A 16,685-nucleotide genomic window follows, 5' to 3' on the forward strand; every position below is an offset into this window, starting at 1 on the left:
AGCTTATGACAATCGGCCATCTGATTCTGATTTTTCCTGGTCTTCGTGGGAGGCACTTTTTCCAAGCCACACACCATATAACTTGTACAGTTCATAAAACACCAGCCATTCCGCAGTCCAGGGAAGCATCGTGTCCTTCATGTGAAAATGGTCTTTCCAGGGAGTCTCCTTTGGATAGTAAAGGCATAGATTTCCTTCTTTGTAAATATGAATCAGAGCCGAGGGGATAATTTCGGGCTCCTCAATATACATGGCAGGCTTACCCCAAACGGAATATTCAAGCCTAAGCCGATATATGGGAGAGTCATCGGTTGGCTTCATTTGGCCAAAGCATACCAACTTCGTGGTTCGTAAATTGACCTCATTACACTTCATACAGGGAAACCGACTTTCTATCATACCCTTTTCCACGGTCAGCTTACGCCAGCCGGAGACCCTTATTCCCTTTAATGTTTTAGTTCCCATAAAATTTATGATCGAGATTCTTGGTTGAACCGATTGAGGAACTGGTAATTACACCCGTTTTGGATGTATATGCCGCACCCGATGTGATAAGGGCGGCTTTCTCCCACAGTGCTTTTTCCCGCGCTTCAACATCGGCATCTTCTCCTACGGGAAAGCGATTGCCTAAATGCTTTCGCCACAGTTTACTGGCTTTCAATTGATTGGGTTCATCTAACGCTCTATTTGCATCGTCAATAAAGGAGTCCAGCTCAGCCAGGAATGCACTGCTCTGAATGTCGTTGAAGTCGGCCAGAAGATCGTCAAATGGCGTGACGGGCATCAGGCATTCAAAGCGCTGCAGGCGATCCCGAATGGCTCTCAACGTCTCATACATAGCCTTGTCGTTTCGAATATTCAGAACACGGTGGCTTGTGCAAAGCACCGTCAACGCAACCCCCTTCGGCATTTTCAATGATTTACTCTTGTAATCTGCCCATGCTTTCAAGTACCTGATCAGGCTGACCACTTGCTGCTCACCTTTCTTTTCTTGCTGGTACCACTCCCAAAATTTCTTAGGATCACTTTTGTCCCAACCTACATTTTTTACGGCCAGGTAAGGCGACTCGTCGCCTAGGGAAGAGTCACGGTAATATACGGGCAGGTCGATATGGTAATCTCCCTTGTAGATCACCCGGATGCATTTGTCACGGTGTTTGGGCGGAGTGTCTGTGGCGTCTTTAACCGCATCCAGCACCCACTGCTGCATGGTCGTGGCATTTTCCGTAGGTTTAGGAAAGAAATAGACTCCATCATCCATGTCGCACGTGTCCTCTTCTGTCCTGATGACGGTTCGCATTTTGCTCGAACCCTGAATGTAAAACCTTGGCTTATATTCAGGATGGTGGGCCGCGAAGTGCTTTCTGATCAGTTTACGCCCCTCTTCACGGGAGGTCCGCATTCGGCCTTCCTTCGTTGAGGTGAGTTTCAGTTCATCATCGTTGAACGAGGTAAATAGTGTGTGGCAGTTGGCCATGATTATTGTTATTTAGAGTGAAAATGAAGGTGTGTACGGAGCGCTTTTGCGCTCAAAATAAGAACTGACGATGCGAGAGCCTTCGCGGGTGTATAGTTCGCTACCCTGCTCATCTAATGCTTTTAGCTTTCTTTCGACTGTCGTGTCTAGCCCGACCCTGGTTTTTCCGTCGAAGCTTACCTGAAGCCTGTCGTATTGAAAATTATTTTGCTGAGCGTGACCCAAACCGCCACTCAGTATTTTCAAGGTATTGTTAACTATTTCGGAGTTACCCTGCATCATCATCTCGATCAGGGGCATTCCCGACAGCGGGTTTAGCCAGTACGATGCCGCACCCCACGCTCTTTTGATTTTCAAAGGGTAGTGAGCGTAAGGCTCTTTAAAATTCTCCGAACCCGTCCCTATCGAGAGGAGCTTTATCTGCGGAAGCTCTATCCCGATGCTTAGGGCTTCCGTCAGGCCAATCAACGCGGGATTGTTTGCGAAAACGCCACCATCTACCAAATTGGTCATCGTAGAGTTCCGGCCCGTGATAACGTCAGAATAAGAAAAGGTTTGGGCAGAAAAATAGGTAGGAGCGGCGCTGGTCGCTAATGCTACGCTGTAAGCTGGTACCTGGTAATCGCGAGTCAATTCCGGGTGGTGCGATGTTTTAAAGACAACTGGTTTTCCCTGAGCGGCCGAATAAGCGGGAACAACTAATCGTGTTTTGGCGTGACCGAGTCGGGTGACGCCGTCGGAAGAGTAGGGAGCGAAAGCTTCTTCAAGCACTTCTACTAAACCTTTGTTTGAGTGCTTCGCGTGGGTAAGCATTCTTATCCCACGCATTAGGTTGAAAACGATGTTGGATTGTCCGAATATTCGCTGAGCATTCTTACGGTATAGGTCGAGAATGTCGCTCGCCGGCATTCCCAAGGCAAGTCCGATGGCGATAATTCCGCCTGTGGAAGTTCCACAAATGAGATCAAAGTAGTCACACATGCGGACCTGCTCTCCTTTTTGCTTACCCACCTGAGATTCTAACTCACAGAGAAAGCGAGCGGGAATGATGCCCCGTATCCCGCCGCCATCTATGGACAGGATGCGAAATGGTTTTTGCTCGTTTTCTTCTGCCATATACTCTTTGTTACTTTTAAGCGGTCTCCTTCTCCTCAATACGCACCCGCATCTTCCCTGTCAACAACTGCTGCATCAGTCCGCTTTTCTGTTCTTTCAAGACCTCAATCTCCGCGGTGGATAGCCGGATTTCTTCGTCGGCTGCGTTGAGGACGGTAGCGATCGCGCGTTGTTCTGACAAGGATGGGGTTTTGAATGTTATTTGAAAAAAGTCAATGACACTGATATTCAGCAGGCCGTGGTTTCGCGCGCCTTCTTGAGCAATTTTGTAGATTCCATGATTTAACTGTCCAGCCTCGAAGAAATGGGTATAGAAATCGCTATCTCCTTCCGTGATTTCTAGGCATATATACAATGGGGAGAGGATTCCTCTTTCGTATAAATCCAGCCTCTTGATAGCCCCGAAATCATAACCTGCTGAAGAACTTTTATTGTATGCAAACTCTCCTCTATTTAATAAATAATAGTTTCGAACTTCTTCACTAGCCACCACCTTATTGAAATATTCAGTTTGGCTAATCAAGCCGTATTTGGCTGAGATGGTTAATACATTCGTATTGCCTTGATCATTTCGACGCATTAGTCTCCTGAATACCTGGTTTAACTTCACGTCTTGCCAAGCCTCAATAAAACCCGGCAGGCGGGTCTCTCCAGTAAGCAGCTGCTGCATTAAAGCACTTTTACGGAGCTGCCGGGCTTCCAGCAGTTGGCGGGCGGTTTGAATGGCTTCGTCCCAGGCTGAGAGGACGGCAGCAATTTTGTTCTGTTCAGGTAAGGGAGGAACGGGAATCGGGGTTGTTCTTATCTGCGACAAATTGATGGAGGCGATTCCTGTCGTTTGCTTTGCACAAGACAAGAAATAATTCTTGGCCGCTCTGCCTTGAATATATTGCGCCAGAAATTCTGCTGATAAGCTCTTCCCTATGCACCTGATTCTAAAGAGGTGATTTTGATAAACCACACCCTGAATCTGGTCCTTCCAGATGCTTCCCCTTCCTAACTTGTCAGGATCGCCACCTTCTGTAATGAGAATATCGTTGGTTTTAAGATTGTATAGAGCGAATTCTGATTCCAGTACTTCAATAGTTTTGATTTCATTGAGGTTAAATTCCCCATCCAAAACATTAGCCACCCTTAGATACGGGACTTCCAATATTTTTTTCTCTTTGAAATTACGCCCTTTGGAAACTCCTTGCTTAACCTCAGCTACTTGATCCAAAGGATTTACCTGCCATTTCTCTGGTAGGACTCCAATGAATCCATTCCTTGAGTTTAGTTTTTTGTCTTTATTAACTGTCTTTGGTTCCATTATTTTCCGATGGGGTTAACCTCGTTCTCATCATTCTTTCGGTACTCCAAATCTTGGCTTAGATTCAATCGGCCAGAATAAATTCAGAAGCCCAACTCACTCAGATATTGACTCATGCGTTTTTTAGCCTCGGCCAATTCACCTTCCAACCGGGCAATCTGCTGTTGGGTGGCGGCGATGTCGATCGGTTCCTCCTCCTCGAAGGTGTCTACGTAGCGGGGAATATTGAGGTTGTAGTCGTTCTCGCGAATTTCGTCGCGGGTAGCGCGGTAGGCAAACTTGTCGACCACGACGCCGGTGGTACCCTGAGGTTCGTTGCGGAAAGAGGCGACCAGCTCGACAATTTGGTCGAGGTGTTTCTTTTTGAGCATACTCTGGTTGCGGCCGTCGTCGTACGACTGGCTGGCGTCCACAAACAGGACATCGGTGTTGGTAGCATCGGTACGCGCGCGGTTGAACAGCAGGATGGCCGTGGGAATGCCCGTGCCAAAGAACAGATTAGCGGGCAGACCGATTACGGCTTCCAGCAAATTCTCCTCGATCAGTTTCCGCCGGATCAACCCTTCCGAACTTCCCCGGAACAGCACACCGTGCGGCACGATCACGCCCACCCGGCCGCTACCCTCGTAGGTAGTTTCTATCATGTGAGAGATAAAGGCGAAATCACCCTTGGACTTAGGCGGTACGCCCCGGTGGAAGCGGGCGAAGCGGTCGGTAGCGGCTATGTCGGCACCCCATTTGTCGAGCGAGAAAGGCGGATTAGCCACTACGATGTCAAACTTCATTAGCCTGTCATTCTCCAAAAGCAACGGGTTATTGAGGGTGTCGCCCCAGCGGATTACCGCGTCATCAAACCCATGCAGGAACATATTCATGCGGGCCAGTGCAAAAGTACTGCGGTTAATTTCCTGGCCATAGAGGGCAAAATTGCGCGAACCCACTTGCTGCCCTACCTTAATTAGCAGCGAGCCCGAGCCGCAAGTAGGGTCACTGATGCGACTACCGGGCCGTGGATTCATAAGACGCGCCAGTAGTAAAGAAACCGACGAAGGTGTGTAGAACTCCCCTGCCTTTTTGCCCGCGTTCGAGGCAAAGCGGTCGATCAGAAACTCATACACATCACCGATAACGTCCTGGCTTTCGAGGTGCGAGGGCGTGAGGTCAATGCTCTTGAAATCCTCGATCAAGTTCTTTATACGGCGGTTACGGTCGCGAGTAGAGCCAAGCTGCTTCTCGGAATTGAAGCTGATGTCGCCGAAGACGCCGTCGAGCTTCAGGCGATTGGCTTCTTCCAGGTGGTCGAGGGCCATGTCCACCAGTTCACCAATATTAGTGGCGTTACGCTGCTCGTAGAGGTAATCGTAGCGGCATTCCTCCGGGAGGCGGAACCGTTCGAACTGCTCAAGCGCGCGTTGAGTACGTGGACAATTATCGGGCGTCTCATCGTATTTGTCCAGGTAAAAGTTTTCTCGGTCCTTCCACAGGTCAGAGAGGTACTTCAAAAATAGAAAGGTGAGAATATAGTCCTTGTACTGCGCCGGGTCGATAACGCCCCGAAAAGTATCACAGGCCCGCCATACGGCTGCATTAATGGCGTCGGCCGAGATCAGGCGGTCTCCCTTGGCAGCAGTGGAGATAGGGTCGTCGAAAAGCATTCAGTAATCAGGTTTTGGTGGTGATCCGTGATCTGTTGGTGCAGGCCCTGGATCGTTAGAAATGTATTGTACAGGTTTATTAAGCGCCTTTGAGTATCCATTGAAGGGATCGGAATGGGCAGATCGAGTAAATCTTTCTTATTCAAAGTGGGTACCGTTGCGGATGAGCTAACGCGACGATCAAGCAGTGTCTGTGTTCCGGGCTGATTCAGGTAACAGGCCAGAAATTCAGGTAAAACTACATCGGGCTCGTTTACCCGAAGAATATAAAAGGCTGCCGACGCAACCGCTCTGGGATATTTTTCACGATAGAAAATAGCCGAATGCCGACTTCCCTTTCCCATCAATAAAATGTCATCCGGCCTAATCCTTGCGCGTTCCATTATATCACTAACGGGACTAAGCCGGGTTGGCGGTTCCATCGACAATAACCTCCCATACTCATCAAAATCGCCCGGATTAAAGAAGATGATAGGCTCACCTGTCTTGGCCGGGCGTAAAGCCATGCCAATTTGAATGTCCACAATATGATCCAAGGGTATAAGCATGAACAAATGTAAGAAAAAATAAATTATATTATCATGGAACCGAAATAAAAAATGGAAGGTTCCTATTTGAACTAAATTTACACACACTTATGGCGACAGTTCTAATCAAGCTATTTCAAGTGCTTCAAGGCGATTGTATTTCGATTGAGTGCTTTGATGAATCGAGAGATCAAGCCGCTTGTATATTTATAGATGCAGGTTTCGTTAGGACTTACTTCAGGACATTAAGACCTGAGGTATTGAGCATTAATGATTCGCAAAAACCAATCGATTTATTTGTGGTGACGCACACCGACAGCGATCATATTTCTGGAATCTTACCATTTCTTAAAGAGTTTGGTCACCTGCCAGTAAAGCAATTTTGGTTCAACTGGTCACCCAACCCAGTACGCTTGAGTGAATCAAACGGAGAGATCAGCATCAAGGAAGGAATCATACTACGAGACTTTCTGATTGGAGAGGGAAAAGCCTCTGGAAATAATATTTTGGCTGGCCAGGCCTACGAAGTCAATGGGGTAGCACTGACCATCCTGTCACCAGACGAGGAGCAATTCGAGGGCTTCACAAAGAAATGGCACAAGGAAGAGACTAGACTGTCTGAAAAGTCAGGTAGTGATATAGGCACAGGCCAAGGTCGTAACGACCACGAGAGTATTAATGATCTCAGTAATCAAAAATTTGCCGAGGATAAGTCGCTAAGTAATCGTAGTAGCATGGCCTTTCTCTTAGAATTTAATGGGTTCACGGGTTTGTTCACAGGAGACAGTGTCCCATCGGTCATTATCGCTTCTTTGGAAAAATTAGGGTACAGCCAAGAAAAAAAATTGAAGCTAGATTTCATGAAAGTCGCACATCACGGATCGAAGGCAAATACCAGCGACGAGTTGTTGCAGATGCTTGACTGTGCTCATTATGGAATCAGCAGTAATTCCCAGAACACCCACAATTTCCCTCATAAGGAAACTCTGGCCAGGATTGTCAAGGCCAGAGAAGGTAGTACCGTCAATTTTCATTTCAATTATGACGACCCAGTTCTAAGAAATATATTCACAAGCCAAGAGCTAGCCGACCATAATATCACCTGTCACTACCCTGCCCAGCGAGAAAATCAAATCCAATACACATGGAATCAGTAAGTTCATCGAACATCGACAGCCTTTGTGCCCGGCTGAGTAACAATGGCCATCCGGTTGGAAGCTGCGTTTTGGTCAAACCAAGCGAGACAAGCGAACTGGTTTACCTTTTTACCGCTACCCACTGCTTAAAAGACATAAAATCAATCGCTGACCTGGCAGTTGAAATGTACACTCCTGAGCTTAAAGGCTTTACCAAATATAAATTAAATGATGGGATAAAGAGAATTGACGACCCTGTCGCCGATTTATCCATTCTGGAAATATCGGCGCTGATCACAGACCGAAAGATTCCCTTTATCACTATGAGTCTCGAGTATGCCCAAGGTGAACCGTATTTTTTTCGGGGTTTCCCGCAAGCTGTCAACGCGTTGGAACCGGAAGAAGATGACGGAATTCTGCAAACCCCGTCTGGGCGGACGATTAAAGGTAGTAGTAACCGTACCAAATCCAGCCCAATATGTTTGCCTGAGGACCTAGTAAAAGGTTTTTCTGGTAGTGGCTGCTTTGTAGTTCGCGGAGGGGATAAGGTGCTCATTGGTGTAGTGAGCAAATACAATGACGGGTTAAATCGCTTTGAAGGAGTTAATTTGGTAGGGGCGAATGACCTGTTAAATTCCCATTACCTTGAAGAGTTACAGTTTTTCATCAGGAAAGAAATTCTGCCAGAAACATCAAATCCGGAGTTGATTGAAAGCCTGAACAATCAATTGAAAGCTGCCGAGGAACAATACGAGCGGCTGATGCCTTTCTCAGCGCTTACTGCGGTGGATAAACTTATACCTACAATCCAAGACAGTTCGATACGTGCGCTGGATAAAAAGAAGCTTAATGCTAGAAGTTGCTACCTCAGAGCAAACTGCCTACGGGAAGATACCAAAGTTCCGGATCGGGAGTATCATAACTTGTTTATTCATGCTTATAAATTGGATCCCCAGCCGTTGAAACACAAAGAGAGGGCAGCCAGAGCGTATTTTGATTTGGAGCAACCTGTTGAGTCGTCTTTGATTATAGACGAAATCCTAGAAGAAGATCCACTCAATGCCTACGCGCTGGCAATAAAATGCCAAATTCATCCCGAAACGTTACCTGATGCATCTGTGGCTCGAAATCCTGTTTTCAAGCGACTTAAAGTCCACTATCTGTTAAAAATCAGCGGAAAGGTTTCTACAGACTCACTTGCTGAAATTTTTCAGGAGGAGAAAGACGCCTTAAAACTGCCTGATAAAATCTCTCGTGACGAACTTTCCTACTGGTGGTACTTGGCTCAGTACATTATGCAGGACTGCCTCGCAAAAATAAAGGTGTATAATTTCCATTCACCAGTTGACTTGAAAAGTGATTTTGCTTTGGACTATGCCAATAAGCTTTTAAGGTTTATTGGTAAACGTGTGAATGATACAGAAATACAGGATAGCGTGACATTTAGATTGGCACGCTTTGATTACTGGTTTACGCATTATTTGCAAACGAGAACCCGTCAATCTGTTTTCAAAATGTACGAGTTGTTCAACGGAACTCAGCAAGAGGATCAGCTTTTTTCACCCTTTGAAGAAATAGTATTGCCAGTTTCAGAGGATTTATCCAGCAGGATTTCATGTATGTGCATATGCCTTTTAGAAATTAAAGAATTTGAAAAAATTATCAAATTATTGGAAGAAACTAAGACTGAGAAGCATGGACTTTTGTGGCAGTTTGGTGGTTTTGCCTTTTCCCAAATTAATAAACATGAAGAAGCTGTAGAGTACTTTACTGAGTACCTAAAAGAGATAAGCCTTATAGATGAAACAGATACCCTTAACCTGTTTAACATTATTGATTATTTGTATGAACTAAAATGGCCCGTTGACAAAATATGGGAATTCATTTCTACCGGGAAGGATTTTGAAAACGAAAATTTAAAAGTATTACTCATGGCGTCATGTTTTCGCCTTGAGGAAAATAAACATAATGAAGTTAAAGCATTATGTGAGAAACTGGATTATACGGATTTTACAGAACGTCGTTTTAAATATATGTTTGTGGCCTGTCTGATGGCCATAGGTAATCTTAAACAGGCCGAAGAAATACTGGAACCACTGATTGATTTTGACAAGCCTTCGCCCGAGTTGGAATGGTACATTATGTGCCTACAAGGGATGAGAACAAAGACGGCTCGCCTGCTGGAAATATTGAAGCACTGGCGTCTTAATTTCGAGCCTGGCCATGCCTACATTGACTTGGAGCTTTATATTTTAAGTTATGTCCGAGATTATCAAGCGATTGAAGATGCTGCCAGAACGGGCTTAAAAGCTCATCCTGATAATCCTGAATACTGGTTCTCATTGTTCAATGCGATGGTTCGTGCAGCCAAGTCAGGAAAAGAAGAGGAAATCAAGGGCCACTTGACAAAGCAGGCTAAAATTGTTGCCACAAAAATAGAATGGCAGCGGGCTTTTAAACTGGCTGGACTATGTGCGATAGTTGGTCTTCGCGAGCTGAGCAAGGACATTCTCTACGACACCCTTCAAGCCAATGCCGACAACTCATTGGTAAAGACAGCCTACTTGACCACCGAAGTGATGGAAAAGGAATCGGAACCTTATGAACATCCTGAGGTGGCTACGGAGGACTGTGTCATACGGCTCAAAGACGATGCTGGCAAGGATTCTGTGCTTTCATTGAAGTCCTCTTTGATTGAAAGCAACCCGCTCGTGATTCTTGCCATTGGAAAGCGGGTTGGCGAATCATTTGTCCATATTAAGTCCATGGGAAATGCGAAGACTTACACCATTACCATGATATTCGATAAGTACGTTGGTCAAAAAGTACTTCTGTATAACGAGTTGGAAAGAAACCCAGCAACTCAGCCTGAGGTAGAATCGATGAATATAATTGAGGAAGGTGGGTTCGAGGGGATGATAGAGAAGTTTAAGAATACCTTCGGTGCGGCAGGTTCAATGCGTAAGGATTCAATAAATAAGTTCTTTGAGAAGTTCAAAAACAGGGAAATAGGGTTTACAGAACTGGCTATGGCAGTTCAAAATGATTATCATCAAACATGGCAATCTATCACGTCTGATTACAACGATGGGTTTCCGGTTGTTCCTTTAAATGTTAAACGACTAGCATTCGATGGGGATAAGGAAATAGTGCTTGACTATTCGACATTATTTACTTTGATTAAACTTGAAGAGCTTACAGGGCTTACGCATAAGGGTAAACCGTATTTTATATCGCAGAGAATTGTCGATTCATTAAGGGAACAGCTCCAAGAGATGAAATTGACCCGCCCTGGCACTCATTCGATGAGTATAACCCTAGATTCGGTAACACCTATACTAATTCCTAACGATTTTTACATAAAGAAAGAGAACGAGTTGCAGAAAATTATTGATTGGATTGGTAAGAACACGAGAACAGAGGCGGTTCCTGAGATGTTCGAGTATTGTATTGATTCCCCTGGATTTGATGTCAATACACAAATGGTAGTAGAAACGGCTATGTTGGCTACTAAGCCGAACAGAATTTTATTATCAGATGAGCTATTTCATCAAAATCATACCTTGAATTCGCTTGATATAAATGTTGTATCAATAGAAAATTATTTGCTAGATCATTTTCAAGCTGAATATAAAGATGTTTTACTTCCAGAATTGTTGAAACTGAATTACAGAGGGTTAACTGTTGACAGTAGTGTTTTGACCCGCCTCCTGGAAGAATCAAATACTGCATTGACAAGGTCATTGAACCAACACACACTTTTTCAAAAAAGCCTTTATGGAATCTGCCCCCTTTTCAATGACAATCCTGAGAATATATCATCCGTAGTAAGATTTCTGAAAAGTGTTTACTCAGAGTCTTCTGACTTATGGTATAAGCAAATGATATCAAGAAAGGTACTCGGTTTCTTGTTCGATGGTGCTAATCCAACCGTTCTACCAAGGCTTATAAAGCTAATTGAAAGAGATTTCAGGTTACTTGGTGACCATATGGATCATGTAGTTGAGGACGTGCAGTTTGTTGTGGGTAATCCTTGAATTTTGGCGGTTGTGAATTAAGGACTACAAATGTAACTATGCTACTTCGATCATTAATAACGAGACCATAAAGGCATACCTTTCTGAACCCTGCCCACCAGCAGGGTTTCTCTTTGCTTCTACCCCGAAATGTAGGTTCAGAAAGTAAGTCCAGTACTAAAAGAAAGCTTAGCTTTATGATACCAACTTTCTGAACATATGAACAAAGTCTTTTGCTACGCCCGGGTATTCACGGCAGCGGCCGCCCGTCGCCGACCAAAACACCAACACCCAGATAGAAGCCTTACAGAATTACGGCTGCGACCGGATCTTTCAGGAGAAGATATTCGGCCTATCAGTCCAGCGCCCGCCCTGAACGAAATGCTGTCCCTACTCCGCGAAGGTGATACCGTAGCGGTACACCCTATGTTCCTATTAAACACAATCCCCAAGCAGCTTTAAAGTAAATCTTAAAAAAATAATATTGCCTATTACTTATTTTAATCTTAGAATTCCGGCGGATGGCGCTGCCATACATCGTAACCAGGAGGTATAAACGTTTCTGGTACGCAAGAAGGTGCTTGTTCACTTGCAGTATTTACCTGCCTATAGACCTGAACTTAATCCTGTGGAGCTATTATGGAGCCAGTTAAGGTGGAATATAAAAAATAAGCGGGGCTGCCCGTGCAGTGTACTTGACTATTCTAGACTTAACTGATGCTGTCTTGGAACAGGTGAAGGAGCTAGGAAAGAATCTCATCACATCCTTCTTCCTTAAAAAAGGAATCGGTTCCTTTATGAATTAATTCACTCATCTATAAATATTTCTAAAGTTAGATTGCCACAAATTAGTTTAGCGACCAAGGTGTACCAGTTATTGCTCTTCTCATAATTGTTTTAAAAACTCGTCAGGGAGCAGCTCCCGCAGTGATACCTGGCATAGGGTGGCTATAGCTGGGAACAACTCCAGCGGAACTGGAGCTTTACCACTTTCCCATTTATGATATGTACTTTGTGATACCCCAAGTTGCTCGGCCATAAGAGATTGTGAAATACGAGTTCGAGCACGGTAATTTCGGAGAAGATCTTCAACAGGCATGGATAAAGTGAGTGTATAGAAGTAAGGTTCTTTTTACCCAAATTAAAGCCTCATAGCTTTCTACGCAACTTACCCAATTATAAATACGTAAAAATACCTGGTATTGTAACTATTGAGCAGATTAGCTATAATTAGTTCGTTGTCAGCTATTTATATCAAATATACTTCTAGAAAGAAACTATTAAAAATTTATTTAACGGTAGAGTCTACTTCATACTTCGATAATTCTAAAATTATTACTAAGATAATAAATAATATTACTTAAGTAATAGGACTTAACAGCTGCTCTTAGGTTATTTGACTTAACGATCACGCTAGTTAATTACCTCATGAAGAAAGGTAACCTCCTGTTCCTCCCCGCAGCCATCCGCAGCCACGTACTGCCCTCGTTGTACCTGGCGAACCTGCTGGCGGAGCAGTACGAAATATACTATGGGGTAACCAACGACATACTGACTGAGCTGGTGACGAGGAATGGCTACCAAGCGGTGAGGGTATCTCCTTGGCATGTAGGCTACAGTATGGAGGGGGCTTACTTGGCTTCCCAACATCTAAAACCTACTTATTGGCGCCTTTTGAGGGCATACCGTAGGGATGAGTTGTACCACATGCGCCAGCGAGAGCTAAAGGAACTGGTGGAACAACTGAAACCTGTCGCAATTTTTATTGATCTTTTTATTTGTACCGATTTCTGGCTTCTGCACAAGTATAATATTACCTATAAGCTCCTCTTTTTTAACCCTATGCCCTCTACCTACCGGCTACAGGGCTACCCTGCCGTGTCGGAAGGATACTGGTACAAAGACAGCCAGGGAACAACCACCCCTGATATAATTAAACGACCAAAGTGGACAGACTGGCTACTTCGCCCCAGAATTACCCTTATGCAGCAGTCCATCCAGTGGCACCGCCTTCGCATCCAAAAAAGGGCTCAGAGCCTACCGGATTTTCCCCTAGCAACTGACGCCAGCGTTACACAGGTTATTGCCAATGTCCCAGAGTTACTGCTGGCCCCACAGGAATTCGAGCTATCGCCCGAGATACGCAAGCCCAACCAGCATTACCTGGGCCTGTGCCAGGTGGAGGACCGGCACGATACCGAGCAGGATGCCGCCTTTGCTGCCGAATGGCCGGAACTTTTAGCCAACCGCCTCCCCGGTGAAAAGTGGGTGTATTGCAGCTTCGGTACCTTCCACGAAGGGGCCGACGCCGCCCTGCTCCGCTTTGTGACCAATTTACTGGATGTAGTGCGGGAATGGCCCGGCCTGCGGCTGGTCTGCTCTGTGAACAGGTACCTCATTGAAACCCTCCGCGCCCGCGATCTCATCCCCACCCACGCGCACTTCTTTACACGGGTACCTCAGCTGCGAGTACTGGCGGAGGCCGACCTCTTCATTACCCACGGCGGCTTTGGCTCCATTAAGGAAAGCATCTACCAGGGCGTACCCATGCTAGTGTACCCTCTCGACCCCCATTACGACCAAAATGGCAACGCCCTAAAAGTGGAGCACCACGGACTGGGGCTGCGGGGACTGTTTGCACATGAGCGGCCCGAGGAGTTGAAAAGGAAAGTGAAGGTGCTGCTGGAAGAGGATCGATATTACCTGCGCGTGCAGCAATGGCGCGAAATCATGCAGTTGCGCTACTCGTCGGAGAGGCTGCGGGAAGCCTTGCTGGTACAAATAGACACCCATCAGGCCGAAAGACTGTTGACCTGAGTCGGATTTTGCAAAATCACATAAGTCATTTTTTCAAACTGTAAACAAACCCATAGTATGATCAGATTAGCGAGTTTTAGTGAGTTTGCTTTGAATAAAGCAGAGATCAAGAAAGTCAAGGGTGGAGATTGTATGCCTGCACATTGGGATGTATATGTTGATGGACAACTGGTCTTATGCGCTCTTACATACAGTACCGCCTGGAAGTATGCGCAGACTAGTGAAAAAAATGGAGGGCCATCTGGTGGTACAAGGGAAGTAAAATACAGGGAGAGTCAATGTTCCTGACGAGCTTTTTTAAATTGTCCTGTATCAATGAACAGTGTTAAGGAGGTTTTACTAATTGTATTTATTGAAAAAAACATGAAGTCGTTTTTGCTAGCCCTGTTACTTCCACTTACCTTTTTTACGAGTAGTAAAGCCCAGGAAATCACCCCTGTTTTGTGGAGCTATGCCATTGAAAAACATGCAGGCAATGATACGATTACACTTCGCATCGACGCAGCTATTGCCACCAATTGGTATCTATACGCCGAAAAGGAGGACCAGGACGGGCTGAGTGTAGGGCTAACCCTCAAAACATTACGTACTGAAAATTGCCGGGAAGTCGGTTCGCCTCAATTTACTAAGACCCAATCACACTATATCCAAGGGCTCGATAAAGCTTATACGGTCATGCAAGAGCGGGGTAGCATCCGTCAGCGGTTTGTCCGAACCAGGCCTTCGGGTGCCATGGAAATAGGTATTGAGTATTCGGCTTTAAGTGAGGATCAGTTCAATAAGGAGGGGACGGTGGTGATAAAATCCGTAAAGATGGAGGTTCAATTTTAACAAACTATTCGACGACTTAAAAGCAAATGACCCGATGACACCCATCAACGCCGAAAAAAACGCCATCGATGCCACCAAGGCCCTACTGGATTTCAGTAAGGTGCGCACTACCAAACTGGGATTAAAGGAAGCCCTGGAGCAACATCCCGATTTTCCTGGTTTGAATGCTATAAGCGATGTTTTGAATGATTTTCAGGTACCAAATCTTGCCACTCGAATTAGTCCAGACCGTTTACACGAGATTCCGTTGCCTGCTTTAACGTATCTTACAATTGATGGCGGGATCTTTACACTGCTACGAAGTGTGAATGGCAGTGTAGAGTGGCTACATACTCAACGTGGCTGGCAGAATGACAGCCTTCGGGAGTTTGCCCAAAAGTGGAGTGGCGTCGCACTGCTTATCGAACCCAACGAAAAGTCTGGCGAGCGGGAGTATATTCAGAACCGTCACCGTGAAACATTAAGGGTACTATTGAGAATCTTCATGGTAAGTATGAAAATAGTTGTACTTGGATTTCTCATTTCGAATTTATTACAAGTGTTCTCATGGGATGATTACTCCACCTACTACCTAACTGGCCTTTTCAAACTAATTGGAACCATCCTGAGTGGATTGTTAGTGTGGTACAGCCTAGATGGACAAAATGAATTTCTACAAAGAATTTGTCAAATCAATAACCGTACGAACTGCCAGAACATTTTGAGCTCCCAATCTGCAAAAATTACCTCTTGGCTCAGTTGGGCGGAAGTGGGACTTTTCTACTTCGCAGGCGGATTGCTGACCTTAGTTGCCGGCCTCTGGAGGGGTAGTAGCGAGTTTTTGGTCTCGCTGGGTGGTAGTCTTTATTTATTAACTGTTTTAGCATTACCTTATACCATATGGTCGGTGTACCATCAATGGCGTGTTGCACGGCAATGGTGTATCCTTTGTCTTGTGGTGCAGGCTTTATTTTGGATCGAGTTTCTGGTTGCTTATGAAAATTTTGGTTTTCCAATTCAAGCTGGGAGTTGGTTAGCCTCTGGTAGTGTTTGGAAAATAGGAGTAATTAGCTTTCTAATGATACCTATTCTTTGGCATTGGATAAAACCACAGCTTAAGAAAGTGGTTGCTTATCAGCCGCTTGCCAGAGAGTTTCTGAAATTGAAATTTAATGAACAATTAATATCCTCAATTTTCAATACTCAACAAAGTATGCCTCCAATTTTTAAAGAAATGGAGATTATACATCTGGGAAATCCAGAGGCAGATCACGTACTAACCGTAGTAATAAACCCATTATGTTGGCCTTGTGCTGTCGAACTAAAAGAGATTAATGCCTTGCTAGAATTGCAGCCCAAAGTAAGATGTCAGCTTATTTTTGTAGGCGGTCCAGAGGCATTGGAAATAGCTTCGGTATTTTTTAGTACAGAAAAGTCTCAACAGAAAGAGATACTCCATAGTTGGTTTCAAAACATATTTCAAGACAGAAAAAAATGGGTAGAAGCATATAAAAAGGATGTTGATAATATAAATGCAATGTTTAAAATTCATTCCCAATGGTGTGATTTGGCAGGTGTAACGGGTACTCCAACGACTTTTTTTAATGGAAGGGAATTTCCGACTTCTTATAGTATAAAAGATATTAATGAAATAATAAAGTATGTTAAGGTGGAGTCTGAATTCTCCATCTTTCAGGAAGTATAACTAATCTTTTATAGATGACTTGGGTGGTCCCATAAATTCAAATAAGTAAAGTTCTCTTAATTAATTTAAGTTATTTCACCTATTTGAATTTCTTTGAATTAATAATAATTTCCAATT

At 44.7% G+C, this 16,685-nt stretch carries 14 protein-coding genes; 7 read left to right on the top strand and 7 right to left on the bottom strand.

The annotated features are described in order from the left end of the window. Positions 1-3: 3 nt before the first annotated feature. From JUB14_RS26660 to JUB14_RS26685, 6 genes are all read right to left on the bottom strand, one after another. Positions 4-465 carry a type II CBASS E2 protein gene (locus tag JUB14_RS26660; RefSeq protein ID WP_207509928.1) on the bottom strand — a complete coding sequence of 154 codons (462 nt, stop codon included), beginning with the start codon at positions 463-465 and terminating at the stop codon, positions 4-6. Beyond that, positions 455-1,477, bottom strand: coding sequence for a CBASS cGAMP synthase (locus JUB14_RS26665; protein ID WP_207509929.1), 1,023 nt, complete (start codon positions 1,475-1,477; stop codon positions 455-457). The genes JUB14_RS26660 and JUB14_RS26665 overlap by 11 nt, the downstream gene beginning before the upstream one ends. A 12-nt stretch (positions 1,478-1,489) precedes the next feature. Then, entirely contained in the window at positions 1,490-2,593 is a 1,104-nt protein-coding gene (locus tag JUB14_RS26670; RefSeq protein WP_207509930.1) for a CBASS cGAMP-activated phospholipase, read from the bottom strand. Positions 2,594-2,609: 16 nt separating this feature from the next. After that, positions 2,610-3,902 (bottom strand): restriction endonuclease subunit S, encoded by a 1,293-nt coding sequence (locus JUB14_RS26675; RefSeq protein WP_207509931.1) that lies wholly within the window; start codon positions 3,900-3,902, stop codon positions 2,610-2,612. 83 nt (positions 3,903-3,985) lie between these two features. Continuing rightward, positions 3,986-5,557, bottom strand: coding sequence for a type I restriction-modification system subunit M (locus JUB14_RS26680; RefSeq protein WP_207509932.1), 1,572 nt, complete (start codon positions 5,555-5,557; stop codon positions 3,986-3,988). Next, on the bottom strand, positions 5,509-6,093 hold the full coding sequence (locus tag JUB14_RS26685; RefSeq protein ID WP_207509933.1) for a restriction endonuclease subunit S: 585 nt from the start codon (positions 6,091-6,093) through the stop codon (positions 5,509-5,511). The genes JUB14_RS26680 and JUB14_RS26685 overlap by 49 nt, the downstream gene beginning before the upstream one ends. A gap of 101 nt (positions 6,094-6,194) precedes the next feature. Here JUB14_RS26685 and JUB14_RS26690 point away from each other — a divergent pair, with 101 nt between their 5' ends. From JUB14_RS26690 to JUB14_RS28200, 4 genes are all read left to right on the top strand, one after another. Further along, positions 6,195-7,241, top strand: coding sequence for a ComEC/Rec2 family competence protein (locus tag JUB14_RS26690; protein WP_207509934.1), 1,047 nt, complete (start codon positions 6,195-6,197; stop codon positions 7,239-7,241). Then, positions 7,229-11,257 (top strand): PIN domain-containing protein, encoded by a 4,029-nt coding sequence (locus tag JUB14_RS26695; RefSeq protein ID WP_207509935.1) that lies wholly within the window; start codon positions 7,229-7,231, stop codon positions 11,255-11,257. The genes JUB14_RS26690 and JUB14_RS26695 overlap by 13 nt, the downstream gene beginning before the upstream one ends. Before the next feature lie 198 nt (positions 11,258-11,455). Beyond that, positions 11,456-11,698: a recombinase family protein gene (locus tag JUB14_RS26700; protein WP_207509936.1), complete on the top strand. Its 243-nt coding sequence runs from the start codon at positions 11,456-11,458 to the stop codon at positions 11,696-11,698. 115 nt (positions 11,699-11,813) lie between these two features. After that, positions 11,814-11,954 carry a transposase gene (locus tag JUB14_RS28200; protein ID WP_374757834.1) on the top strand — a complete coding sequence of 47 codons (141 nt, stop codon included), beginning with the start codon at positions 11,814-11,816 and terminating at the stop codon, positions 11,952-11,954. 168 nt (positions 11,955-12,122) lie between these two features. Here the strand turns inward: JUB14_RS28200 and JUB14_RS28205 are convergent, their stop codons facing one another. Continuing rightward, positions 12,123-12,335, bottom strand: a complete 213-nt coding sequence (locus tag JUB14_RS28205; protein WP_207509938.1) for a helix-turn-helix domain-containing protein — start codon at positions 12,333-12,335, stop codon at positions 12,123-12,125. Positions 12,336-12,664: 329 nt separating this feature from the next. Between JUB14_RS28205 and JUB14_RS26715 the strand changes: the two genes are divergently transcribed. The 3 genes from JUB14_RS26715 (at position 12,665) to JUB14_RS26725 (ending at position 16,568) form a co-directional block, all read left to right on the top strand. Beyond that, entirely contained in the window at positions 12,665-14,053 is a 1,389-nt protein-coding gene (locus tag JUB14_RS26715; protein WP_207509939.1) for a glycosyltransferase, read from the top strand. 363 nt (positions 14,054-14,416) lie between these two features. Further along, positions 14,417-14,884: a hypothetical protein gene (locus JUB14_RS26720; protein ID WP_207509940.1), complete on the top strand. Its 468-nt coding sequence runs from the start codon at positions 14,417-14,419 to the stop codon at positions 14,882-14,884. A 34-nt stretch (positions 14,885-14,918) separates the two neighbouring features. Beyond that, entirely contained in the window at positions 14,919-16,568 is a 1,650-nt protein-coding gene (locus JUB14_RS26725; protein WP_207509941.1) for a vitamin K epoxide reductase family protein, read from the top strand. Positions 16,569-16,685 lie beyond the last annotated feature (117 nt).

The sequence above is a fragment of the Telluribacter humicola genome (assembly GCF_017355935.1).
GTDB classification, from domain to species: Bacteria; Bacteroidota; Bacteroidia; order Cytophagales; family Spirosomataceae; genus Telluribacter; species Telluribacter humicola.